The organism is Streptomyces sp. NPDC051662, from assembly GCF_040681655.1.
Lineage (GTDB): Bacteria > Actinomycetota > Actinomycetes > Streptomycetales > Streptomycetaceae > Streptomyces.
In genome coordinates, this window is record NZ_JBFAZD010000002.1 from 27,070 (window position 1) to 38,772 (window position 11,703).

Below are 11,703 nucleotides of genomic sequence, written 5' to 3' on the forward strand. Positions count from 1 at the left end.
GGTTCAGGCTCTCTGGCGACTGCCCCGTTTGTCCTTGTTGCCGCGAATCGCGTTCCAGAGCCTTTCGCCGAAGAAGACGACGATGACGGCCCCGATCAGCTGAAGCACATGGCGGGTCCAGTCCACTCCCCTGGTCTCCGCGACTCCGATCCAGCCCGCGACCGCGTTGCCGAGGAAGCTGCCCAGAATGCCGCACAGGATCGTCAGCCACAGGGGGATGTGCTGCTTGCCCGGGATGATGGCCCGGGCGATCAGGCCGAGCACCAGCCCCACAATGATGACCCACAACCAGCTCATGGTCGCCTCCTCACGCGGCGCTATCTGCGCGTGATCGCCAGTCTGGGACGTTCCACCATATGGCGCATGTCGGGCACGGCCGTACGTGGCGGGATGGGCGATATCGGCGAGGATGGGAGTGCCCCCGCTCTCGTGGGCGCCGGGGTCCCGGCGTACGGTTGACGGGGTCCGGTCCGGGGAGAGTCCGGCACAGAATCGGGTGGTGGAAACGTGGTGCGCAAGCGGGGCGGCACGGAGGTGTTCCGGATCACGGAGGCCCGGCGGGGGCTTGCCGAGGATGTGAGCGGCCGGCAGCGCCGGTATGTGATCTCGATGGTCGTACGGACGCTCGCGGTGATCGCGACCGTGGCTCTGTGGAATGTGCAGCGGCCGATCGCGATCGTGGCGCTCGTCCTGGGGATGCTGCTGCCGTACGTGGCCGTGGTGATCGCCAACGGGGGCCGGGAGAACGTCACTTCACTGCCTTCGACCCATCTCGACCCGCCGCCCCGTACAATGATCGCGGCCCCTGTGAAACCTGTCGTGGCGGAAACCGGCGCCACGGCCGCCGAGGGGGAGCGGCCAAGCGGTACATAACACTCCGCGAAGCTCAAGAAATGCTCAGATCAATCGTGAAGTTCCGGTGCACGGCACCCCGTTGCCCGTGACATACTTGAAGTGCGCTCCGCATCCCCCGTCGGAGCGACGGACCGACGCCGGGCAGCTCCCCCCGTGGCTGCCCGGCGTCGCCATTTCCGGTTACGGAATGTGTCCTGGGCCGCCGGACAGGGCCCGCGCCGGACACGGGCCGAGACGGGACTTCGGACTTGCTCGTCTAGGGTGGTCTGGTGAACTCCCCCGGCATTCCAGGCTTCCCCGACACTTCCGGCTCCGCCGACGACGCGGCCCCGATCTGTTCCGCGAAGGGGTGCCGCGCGCCCGCCGTCTGGGTCCTCGCCTGGAACAACCCCAAGCTGCACACGCCCGAGCGCCGCAAGACCTGGCTGGCCTGCGACGAACACCGCGAGCACCTCTCCTCGTTCCTGGGGATGCGCGGCTTTCTGAAGGACGTGGTGGAACTGACCGAGTGGGAGCGGAACTCAGCCACCGATCGCTGACATCGGCCGGTCGGGCTGGAGAAACGCCGACGGATCGTCCAGTCCGGATCCCGCCTTCTTGCCCCACATCGCCGTCTTCCAGAGCGCGGCGATCTCCTCGTCGGGCGCGTCGGAGCGCAGCGCGCCCCGCAGATCCGTCTCCTCCTGGGCGAACAGGCATGTACGCACCTGTCCGTCGGCGGTCAGCCGGGTGCGGTCGCAGGCCTGGCAGAACGGGCGGGTGACGGACGCGATCACGCCCACGCGGTGCGGACCGCCGTCGACGACCCAGCGCTCGGCGGGCGCCGAGCCCCGCACGGCGTCGTCCTCCTCGGTCAGCGCGAAGCGCGTACGCAACGAGTCGAGGACGTCACCCGCCGTGATCATGTCGTCGCGCTTCCAGCCGTGCTGCGCGTCGAGCGGCATCTGCTCGATGAAGCGCAGCTCGTAGCCGCGCTCCACGGCCCAGGCCAGCAGCTCGGGGGCCTCGTCGCCGTTGAGCCCCGGCATCAGGACGGTGTTGACCTTGACCGGGGTCAGCCCGGCGTCATGGGCCGCGCTCAGTCCGTCCAGCACGTCCCGGTGCCGGTCACGGCGGGTGAGGGTCTTGAAGACATCGGGGCGCAGCGTGTCGAGCGAGACATTGACCCGGTCGAGACCGGCCTCCCGCAGCGCGGCGGCCGTCCGCTTGAGCCCGATGCCATTGGTGGTAAGCGACATCCGGGGGCGCGGCTCCAGCGCCGCGCACCGCTCCACGATTCCGACGAGTCCGGGCCTGAGCAGCGGCTCACCGCCGGTGAAGCGGACTTCCTTGATCCCCAGCCGTGTCACGGCTATCCGGATCAGCCGGACGATCTCGTCGTCGCTGAGCAGATCCGATTTGGTGAGCCACTGCAACCCCTCTTCCGGCATGCAGTACGTGCACCTCAGATTGCACCGGTCGGTTAGTGATACGCGCAGGTCGGTGGCGACACGACCAAAGGTGTCGACAAGCACTCAGGCCCCCTCCCTGATCGGATCCAACACGATCGAGCCTACGTCAGACCGCTGACATCGCCAGGGCCCGTATGTCACGAGGAGCGGCAAGGCCGCATCGTAGGACTCTACGACGCGGCCTTGGATCTGTATACCGTCTACAGAATTCGGTGTGCTCAGTGCGCTCCCGTACCGGTGAGGGACTTGACCTCCAACTCGGCGTACTTGCCCTGGTCCGGCTCCTCCTTCGACAGCACGGTGCCCAGCCAGCCCAGCAGGAAGCCCAGCGGGATCGAGATCAGCCCCGGGTTCTCCAGCGGGAAGAAGTGGAAGTCGACCCCCGGGAACATCGAGGTCGGCTTGCCCGAGACGACCGGTGAGAACAGCACCAGCAGCACGGACGAGGCAAGACCGCCGTAGATCGACCACAGGGCGCCCTGAGTGGTGAACCGCTTCCAGAACAGGCTGTAGAGGATCGTCGGCAGATTGGCCGAGGCGGCGACGGCGAACGCGAGCGCGACCAGTCCGGCCACATTCAGATCACGGGCGAGTGCGCCGAGCGCGATCGAGACGATACCGATGGCGACGGTCGCCCAGCGGGCCGCGCGGACCTCTTCCTTGTCGGTGGCCTCTCCCTTGCGGATGACATTGGCGTAGATGTCGTGCGCGAACGACGACGAGGACGCCAGGGTCAGGCCCGCGACGACCGCGAGGATGGTGGCGAACGCGACCGCGGAGATCACCGCGAGCAGGATCGCGCCCCCGGTGGAGTCGGCTCCGCCGCCGATCTCCAGGGCGGCCAGCGGAGCCGCCGTATTGCCGGCCTTGTTGGAGGCGGTGATGTCGTCGGGCTTGAGCAGCGCGGCGGCGCCGAAGCCGAGCACGATGGTCATCAGATAGAAGGCGCCGATGATGCCGATGGCCCAGATGACGGACTTCCGCGCGGCTTTGGCGGTCGGCACGGTGTAGAAACGGATCAGGATGTGCGGCAGTCCCGCCGTACCGAGGACGAGCGCGATACCCAGCGAGATGAAGTCCAGCTTCGAGGTCGCGGTGGCGCCGTACTTGAGGCCGGGCTCCAGGAAGGCCGCGCCCTTGCCGCTGTTGCTCGCCGCCGTGCCCAGCAGGTCGGAGAGGTTGAAGTTGAACTTCCACAGGATCAGGAAGGTGATCAGCAGCGTGCCCGCGATGAGCAGCACGGCCTTCACCATCTGGACCCAGGTGGTGCCCTTCATCCCGCCGATCGTGACGTACACGATCATCAGCAGACCGACCAGCGCGACGATCGCGATCTTCCCGGCGTCACTGGTGATGCCGAGCAGCAGGGAGACGAGCACGCCCGCGCCGGCCATCTGCGCCAGCAGATAGAAGATCGAGACCACGATGGTGGAGGTGCCCGCGGCGGTACGGACGGGACGCTGGCGCATGCGGTACGCGAGCACGTCACCCATCGTGTACCGGCCGGAGTTGCGCAGCGGCTCGGCGACGAGCAGCAGCGCGACCAGCCAGGCGACGAGGAAGCCGATGGAGTAGAGGAAGCCGTCGTAGCCGAAGAGCGCGATGGCGCCCGCGATACCGAGGAAGGACGCGGCGGACATGTAGTCGCCGGAGACCGCGAGACCGTTCTGGAAGCCGGTGAACTGCCGGCCGCCCGCGTAGAAGTCCGACGCGTTCTTGGTCTGACGGCCGGCCCAGACGGTGATGACGAGGGTCGCCACGACGAAGAGGGCGAAGAGCGTGATGATCAGCGGCCGGTGCTCGCTGGCGTCCGTGGCGGCGGCGAGCTGCTGGACCGGGTGACTCATGAGTGGCAGCGACTGGCTCACGCGTCCGCCTCCATCCGGGACTTGATGACGTCCGCCTTCGGGTCGAGCTCACGCGACGCGTGCCGCGCGTAGAGCCAGGCGATGAGGAATGTGGTGGCGAACTGGGCGAGGCCGAGGATCAGGGCCACATTGATGTTGCCGAAGAGCTTGGTGCCCATGAAGCCGCCCGCGTAGTTGGACAGCAGGACGTACAGCAGGTACCAGGTGATGAAGGCGATGGTCAGCGGGAAGGCGAAGGAGCGGTACGTACGGCGCAGTTCGCCGAATTCCGCGCTCTCCTGCACCTCGACGTACTGGGCCGTCGTGGGCTGCGCCGTCGCGGACCGGTCCGGCGTTGGCTGGGCGGGGCTGGTGTCCGTACCGCCCTCGGGCGGCGGTGCATCGGTAGCCACGGAATCTCCTCGTGACGCGGGTGCGGTGGGGTGGGTCATCAGGGAAAACCTCACAGGGGGTGCGGATGTGCTGGTCCCCCTGACAACGGCACGGAAGGCGTGGCGACGCGGTTCAACACCGGCCTTTTTCTTCCAGTTTCTTCCAAAAATGATTCGGGAAGTGATTGATGACCGGGGATGATCAGCGATAACTTCACTGGTCATGTACCCGTCCACGCGCACGCCTGCGCGGGGACGGTTCTTTCACGGATGATGTGGAGAACCCATGGCTCATCTGGGATCCAGACGGCGGCGCGCGCTCGCTCTGCCCGCAGGTCTGGCGCTCACCGTCTCGCTCGGCTTCCTGCCGACCGGTACGGCCACGGCCGCGACGGCGGCGGGCAGCGTCCCCGCCGCCGCGGTCGCGACGGACGGCCCGAAGCTGTCGTACGTCGTCAACACCCGCGGTGGACGTTCCACCGCCACGTCGGTCAAGAAGGCGATCGGCGAGGCGGGCGGCACGATCGTGACCTCCTACGACCAGATAGGCGTCATAGTCGCCACCTCGCAGAACCCCGAGTTCGCGAGGACCGTACGCAAGGTCAGGGGCGTCGACTCGGCCGGTGCCACCCGCACCGCTCCGATGGCCGCCAAGTCCACGACGGACATCGGCGCCCCCCAGGTGCTGTCCGCCGAGGAGGTCGCCGCCGCCACGGCGAAGGCGAAGGCGAACAAGACCGCCGACCAGGACCCGCTGGAGCCGTTGCAGTGGGACCTGCCCGCCATCAAGGCGGACAAGGCACACCAGAAGACGCTCGGCAGCAGGAACGTCACTGTCGCCGTCATCGACACCGGTGTCGACGACACCCACCCGGACATCGCGCCGAACTTCGACCGCGCGGCCTCGGTCAACTGTGTCGGCGGCAAGCCGGACACGACCGAGGGCGCCTGGCGGCCGGGCACGGGCGAGAGCCCGCACGGCACCCATGTCGCCGGTGAGATAGCCGCGGCCAAGAACGGCATCGGCGTCACCGGTGTCGCGCCTGGCGTGAAGGTCTCCGGCATCAAGGTGTCCACCCCCGCCGGGTTCTTCTACACCGAGGCCGTCGTCTGCGGCTTCGTATGGGCCGCCAAGCACGGCGTCGATGTGACGAACAACAGCTATTACACCGACCCGTGGTACTTCAACTGCAAGAACGACCCGGACCAGAAGGCTCTGGTCGAGGCGATCTCGCGGGCCACGCGCTACGCGGAGAAGAAGGGCGCGGTCAACGTCGCGGCGGCGGGCAATGAGAACTACGATCTCGCCTCCGACTCGATCACCGACCCGACCAGCCCGAACGACACCACCCCGGGCGACCGGGTCATCGACCCGTCCGAATGCCTCGACATCCCCACCCAGCTCCCGGGTGTGGTGACCGTCGCGTCGACCGGCGCCAAGGGTCTGAAGTCCTCGTTCTCCAACTACGGTCTCGGTGTCGTCGACATCGCGGCCCCGGGCGGCGACTCCACGCGCTACCAGACCCCGGCCCCGCCGGCGGTCAGCGGTCTGATCCTCGGCCCGCTGCCGGGCGGCAACTACGGCTACATGGCCGGTACGTCGATGGCCTCCCCGCATGTCGCGGGCGTCGCGGCGCTGCTGAAGTCGACCCACCCGCACGCCTCGCCGCAGGCGATCAAGGCGCTCCTGTCGGTCCAGGCCGATGACACCGCCTGCCCGGCGCCGTACGACATCGACGGTGACGGAGAGGTCGACGCCGTCTGCGAGGGCGGCAAGCAGTACAACAGCTTCTACGGGGCGGGTCTGGTCGACGCCCTGGCGGCGGTGCGCGGATAAGCACCGCGGATAAGCACCTGGGTGCCTGAGCACCGACCGCTGTACCGAGCATGACCGCTGTACCGAGCGCGGGCCGTCCTCCGGGGCGGCCCGCGTTCGTGCGCCGTACGATTCTGTGCACCGGTCGGCATGGGGGAGGTACGGGCTCGGTGAGCACGGAAGTCGTGGTGGCACGTCTCGCGGGAACGGTGATGGGCGCGATCGCCAAGTCGGTACTGATCCCGAAACCGGGCGCGGGCCTCGTGGACGCCCCCGTACGTCCCCTCCCCAAACCCGCGTCGCCCGACCGGCTGGCGAAGGTACTGGCCCGCCGGCTCAAGGACTCCCACGCACGGCTGCCGGAGAACGAGCGGCTGGCGGCGGTCGAGGCGGTACGGTCCGCCTTCGCGGCGGCGGGCGAGATCGGCGCGGACCGGCTCTTCGCCCTGGAACTGGACCCGGTACGCCTGCGCGAGGAGTTACGGAGATCGCACCCGGGGGTGGGCGAGGATCTGTACGAGGAGCTGCTCGGCCTCTGCTGCGCGCATGTGGTGGAGCAGTTCACGGCACACCCCTCGTTCGCGGCACGGGCCGCGGTGGAGCAGACACGGGCGGCGGGCCGGACACGCGAGCTGGTGGAGGACGTACGGGACCGGGTCGGGCCGCGTCCGGAGGCGGCGGCGCTCGGCTTCGAGCAGCGGTACGCGGACTTCATCACGGCGACCCAGGGCCGGCTGGAACTCTTCGGACTGACGCTGGGCCGAACAGCCAACGACTGGCCGCTCGACACCGCCTACATCAGCCTCGCGGTCAGCGGCGGCGACCACCCCCAGCCCTACCGGGAGGACCTTGGCCTGCCCACGGCCCCGGGCCGGGGCCCGGTCAAGGCCGAGCAGGCCCTGACCGGCGCCCGGCGGGTGGTGCTGCGCGGCCCCGCGGGCTCCGGGAAGAGCACCCTGGTGCAGTGGCTGGCGCTCAACGCGGCCCGGCGCGGCTTCCCGCCCGAGCTGGCCGACTGGAACGCGTGCGTACCGTTCGTCCTGCGCCTGCGCGCGTTCACGACGGCCGACGAACTCCCCCTGCCGGAGGACTTCTTGCGCGCCTCGGGCGTGCCGCTGCACGGTTCCGCCCCGGCGGGATGGGCGGAACGGCTACTGACCGACGGCCGGGCACTGGTGCTCGTGGACGGCGTGGACGAGGTCCCGACGCGGTTGCGCGGCCGTACGGAGACCTGGCTCAGATCGCTCATCGCCGCGTTTCCCGAGGCGCGGTACGTGGTGACGACACGCCCCTCGGCGGTGCCGGAGGACTGGCTGACGGGGCACGGCTTCACGGCGCACTCACTGCTGCCGATGGAACGGGACGACATCCGCGCGTTCGTCGCCCACTGGCACGACGCGGCGCGCCAGGAGTGCCCTCGGGACGCCTCGCTCCTCGACACGTACGAACACTCCCTCAACCAGGCCGTCACGGGACGGCGGGACCTGGGCAGGCTGGCCACCAATCCACTGATGTGCGCGCTGCTGTGCGCACTGAACCGCGACCGCCGGATGCGACTGCCGCGAGCGCGCAAGGAGTTGTACGACGCGGCCCTGGACCTGCTGCTCGTACGCCGGGACACCGAGCGCGAGGTGGTGGGTGTCGAGGGAGTCGACCTGACGCGCGATGAGCAGACGGCGCTGCTCCAGCGGCTGGCGTACTGGCTGATCCGCAATGGCCAGGTGGAGGCGGGCCGTGACGAGACCGTGGAGATGGTGGGCGAATGGCTGGCCGCCATGCCCCAGGTGACGGGCGACGCGGAGCAGGTGTTCGCGCATCTGCTGATCCGCAGCGGGCTGCTGCGCGAACCGGTGCCGGGCGCGGTCGGCTTCGTCCACCGCACCTTCCAGGACTATCTGGGCGCGAAGGCGGCGATCGAGGCGCGCGACTTCGGCGTGCTGGTGCGCAACGCGCATGACGACCAGTGGGACGACGTGGTCCGGATGGCGGTCGGACACGCGCGGACGGACGAACGGGTGCGGCTGTTAAGGCAGTTGCTGCGCCGCGCCGACAAGGTACAGCGCCACCGGAACCGGCTGGTGCTGCTGGCGGCAGCCTCTCTGGAGCACGCGCCGGAGCTGGATCCGGCGATCAGGGCGGAGATCGAGGAGCGGACGGGCGAGCTGGTTCCGCCACGGGGGCTCGATGAGGCGGAGGAACTGGCGAAGGCCGGTGAGCTGGTGCTTGAGCTGCTGCCGGGGCCGGAGGGGCTGGACGAGATGAGTGCGGCGGGGGTGGTACGAGTCGCCGGGCGCGTGGGAGGCGACGCCGCGCTGGAGGTGATCTCCCGGTTCCGGGAGGACGAGAGGCGGGAGGTCCGCTCCCAGGTGTCGGACGCGTGGGGAGCGTTCGACGCTGAGCGTTACGCACGGTCGGTGCTGGCTGCCGGGGACTGGGCGAACTCATACCTGCACGTGCGGACGGACGAACAGTTGCGGGCCCTGCGACTGATTCCCGGAGCCGGTCTCACCCATCTCATCGGGCCCCTCACCGATCTGTCGCCCTTGTGCGCTCTGGATGCCCTCCGCACGCTGTATGTCGCGGACAATCCCTTGCTGACGGATCTCGCCGCGCTGACGGGCATTCCCTCGCTGCGTGGCCTGGTGCTGAGCGACTGCGCGGCGTTGCGGGACCTGTCCCCGCTGGCGGAGACAGGAGTGAGGATGCTCCTCCTCCAAGGTGAGCGCACCGACGTCGCTCTCGACCCACTGCGGCGGATGGATCGGATCACAGGCTTGATGCTCAACTACGCTGTCCCGGCCAGGAGCATTGGGGAACTCCCCCTCAATCCAAGCCTCGACGCACTGCTTCTGTTTCAGGGGGCAAGGCATCTGGCACTCGACGGAATCGACCGCTTGCCGGAACTCCGCAGCCTGACTCTTTCCAGCGAGCGTCAGACCCATGAACTGGCCGGCCTCCCGCGCCCTCTCCCGCTGAACTCGCTCAACCTGCAATGGCTGAGCGCCCTGCGTCTCGACTGGATCAGCAGCTGGGAATCGCTCACCAAGGTCGACTTGGCGGGATGCACTTTGGCCGGAGGCCTCGATCCGCTGGCACAACTCCCAGAGCTCAAGCGTCTCCGCCTATCGGCCTGTACCCACGAGGCAGGGCCGATCGATCTGTCCCCACTGGTCGGTCGGGAGGACCTGGTCATCGCGGTGGCGGACGACTCCCCGGTGCTCGGCGAGGAAGACTTCGCCCCCGGCCGGATCATCCGGGAGTAGCCTCCCCAGCGCCGTAAGGGTCTTGACGGAGCGACGGCCCGGACCCCGCTGTGGCCGGTCCCGGCCGACCGGGCTGCCGGAGTGTCAGTCGCGGCCCGTATTCTCTGTGACCATGCTCGACGACCATACGACTGCAGCGACATGGCCGACCGCCTACCCCGAGGGGTACGCGGTCGTCGACGTCGAGACCACCGGACTCGCCCGCGACGACCGGATAGTGTCTGCTGCCGTCTATCGCCTGGACGCCCGGGGCAATGTCGAGGACCACTGGTACACACTCGTCAATCCGGAGCGCGACCCCGGGCCCGTATGGATCCATGGACTGACGACCGACGTCCTGGAGAGCGCACCGCTCTTTCCCGAGGTCGCCGGTGAGCTGGCCGCGCGGCTCGACGGGCGGGTGCTCGTCGCGCACAACGCGATCTTCGACTGGTCCATGATCGCCAGGGAGTACGCGCGCGCGGAGCGGACCGCGCCCACCCGGCAGCGGCTGTGCACCATCGCGCTCTCCAAGGAGTTGGGCCTGCCGCTGCCCAATCACAAGCTGGAGTCGCTCGCCGCGCACTTCGGCGTCGTGCAGCAGCGCGCGCACCACGCGCTCGACGACGCGCGGGTGCTGGCCGAGGCGTTCCGCCCGAGTCTGCACGCGGCGGCCAGGGACGGCGTACGGCTGCCGCTGCTGGAGTGCCGGCCGCTCACGGAGTGGTCGGACGCCCCTGCGCTGCCCCGGGTCGGCTATCAGTCCTCGTACCGGCAGACGAGCTGGCGGCCCTCGCGCAAGCGGCCCGCGTGCCCGTATCCGAATCCGGGCCGGTATGTGCCGGGCGAGCAGTTGGTGCAGGGGATGCGGGTGGCGTTCTCCGGCGACACCTCCATCGACCGCGAGCTGCTGGAGGACCGGGCGGTGGAGGCGGGGCTGCATGTCGCGACGAGCCTGTCCCGGCTGACCAGCCTGCTGGTGACCAACGACCCGGAGTCCTCGACGTCCAAGACGGTCAAGGCCGCGTCGTACGGAACGCCGGTCATCGACGAGGCCGCGTTCACCCAGCTGCTGCGGGACGTGGCCCCCGCGCCCGGCGCGTCCGTCCCGGCGCCCGCGTCCCCCGCGCCGTCCACCTCCGTCCGCGCCGTCACCCCCGCGGACGGGTGATGGGCGCGCGGCACACCGGCGGGCGCCCGGGGGCCCGCCACCCACCCCCAGTCGGATCCGCCGAGACCCGCCGGGTACCGTCAAAGGCGTGTACCGCTTCCTGTTGTCCCGGCAGTGGGTGATCCTCACCCTCCTCGCCCTCGCCCTCATCCCCGCGATGATCGAGCTGGGTTTCTGGCAGTACCACCGCCATGAGAACAAAGTCGCCCAGAACTCGCTGATCTCCGGCAACCTCGCGGCGAAGCCCGTCCCGGTCACGGATCTGACGTCCCCCGGGCACACCGTCCCGCGCGCCGACTACTGGCGCCGTGTCACGGCCACCGGCACGTTCGACACCGCGCACGAGGTCGTCGTACGCCGCAGGACCTCCACCGACGACCGGGTCGGCTTCCATGTGCTGACCCCCCTCGTCCTGAAGGACGGCCGCGCGCTCATCGTGAACCGCGGCTGGATCCCCTTCGGCGAGGACCAGCGGGCCTTCCCCGACATCCCGGCGGCGCCCAAGGGCGAGGTCACCATCACGGGCCGGCTGAAGGCGGACGAGACGTCGGCGGCCAGCGGTATCAAGGACCTGCGGGATCTGCCGCCCCGCCAGGTCATGCTGATCAACAGCGGACAGCAGCGGGAAGAGCTGGGCCGTACCGTCCTCGGCGGCTATGTCGAGCAGATCTCGCCCGCGGCGGCCGGTGACAGCCCCGAGCAGATCCCGAGCCCCGACGACAGCTCGATCGGCCCCCATATGGCGTATGCGATCCAGTGGTGGCTGTTCGTCGCCGCCGTACCCGTCGGGTGGGTGATTCTCGTACGCCGGGAGCTTCGCGACCGCGCGGCGGCGAAGGCCGGGCGGAGCGCCGCCGAGGCGGAATCCGCGCAGGAACCCGCCGCCGTCTGACAACGCTGCTTAACGCCCGCGCCGTACGGGAACAGCC

At 69.3% G+C, this 11,703-nt stretch carries 10 protein-coding genes; 6 read left to right on the forward strand and 4 right to left on the reverse strand.

The annotated features are described in order from the left end of the window. Window positions 1–3: 3 nt before the first annotated feature. Complete coding sequence (locus AB0M67_RS02810) at window positions 4–297, reverse strand: GlsB/YeaQ/YmgE family stress response membrane protein (protein WP_365741918.1); 294 nt, start codon at window positions 295–297, stop codon at window positions 4–6. Between the two features lie 213 nt (window positions 298–510). Here AB0M67_RS02810 and AB0M67_RS02815 point away from each other — a divergent pair, with 213 nt between their 5' ends. Both AB0M67_RS02815 and AB0M67_RS02820 read left to right on the forward strand, forming a co-directional pair. After that, window positions 511–873 carry a DUF3099 domain-containing protein gene (locus tag AB0M67_RS02815; RefSeq protein WP_365742834.1) on the forward strand — a complete coding sequence of 121 codons (363 nt, stop codon included), beginning with the start codon at window positions 511–513 and terminating at the stop codon, window positions 871–873. A gap of 251 nt (window positions 874–1,124) precedes the next feature. Further along, window positions 1,125–1,394 (forward strand): hypothetical protein, encoded by a 270-nt coding sequence (locus tag AB0M67_RS02820; protein ID WP_365741920.1) that lies wholly within the window; start codon window positions 1,125–1,127, stop codon window positions 1,392–1,394. On the opposite strand, the gene moaA is transcribed toward AB0M67_RS02820, so the two are convergent. From moaA to AB0M67_RS02835, 3 genes are all read right to left on the reverse strand, one after another. Then, the gene (moaA, locus tag AB0M67_RS02825) at window positions 1,377–2,369 is read right to left on the reverse strand and encodes a GTP 3',8-cyclase MoaA (RefSeq protein ID WP_365741922.1); all 993 of its coding nucleotides are present in this window, start codon (window positions 2,367–2,369) and stop codon (window positions 1,377–1,379) included. The two genes, AB0M67_RS02820 and moaA, sit on opposite strands and share 18 nt — an antisense overlap. Window positions 2,370–2,524: 155 nt before the next feature. Continuing rightward, the gene (locus AB0M67_RS02830) at window positions 2,525–4,153 is read right to left on the reverse strand and encodes a cation acetate symporter (RefSeq protein WP_365742836.1); all 1,629 of its coding nucleotides are present in this window, start codon (window positions 4,151–4,153) and stop codon (window positions 2,525–2,527) included. A gap of 17 nt (window positions 4,154–4,170) precedes the next feature. After that, window positions 4,171–4,566, reverse strand: a complete 396-nt coding sequence (locus AB0M67_RS02835; RefSeq protein WP_365741924.1) for a DUF485 domain-containing protein — start codon at window positions 4,564–4,566, stop codon at window positions 4,171–4,173. Window positions 4,567–4,831: 265 nt separating this feature from the next. Here AB0M67_RS02835 and AB0M67_RS02840 point away from each other — a divergent pair, with 265 nt between their 5' ends. The 4 genes from AB0M67_RS02840 to AB0M67_RS02855 all read left to right on the forward strand — a co-directional run bounded on the left by AB0M67_RS02840 (window position 4,832) and on the right by AB0M67_RS02855 (window position 11,666). Next, window positions 4,832–6,382 (forward strand): S8 family serine peptidase, encoded by a 1,551-nt coding sequence (locus AB0M67_RS02840; protein ID WP_365741926.1) that lies wholly within the window; start codon window positions 4,832–4,834, stop codon window positions 6,380–6,382. A gap of 149 nt (window positions 6,383–6,531) precedes the next feature. Next, window positions 6,532–9,624, forward strand: coding sequence for an NACHT domain-containing protein (locus AB0M67_RS02845; protein WP_365741928.1), 3,093 nt, complete (start codon window positions 6,532–6,534; stop codon window positions 9,622–9,624). Between the two features lie 106 nt (window positions 9,625–9,730). Further along, the gene (locus AB0M67_RS02850; RefSeq protein ID WP_365741931.1) at window positions 9,731–10,774 is read left to right on the forward strand and encodes a DEDDh family exonuclease; all 1,044 of its coding nucleotides are present in this window, start codon (window positions 9,731–9,733) and stop codon (window positions 10,772–10,774) included. Between the two features lie 88 nt (window positions 10,775–10,862). Then, window positions 10,863–11,666, forward strand: a complete 804-nt coding sequence (locus AB0M67_RS02855; RefSeq protein WP_365741933.1) for an SURF1 family protein — start codon at window positions 10,863–10,865, stop codon at window positions 11,664–11,666. The last annotated feature ends 37 nt before the right edge of the window (window positions 11,667–11,703 follow it).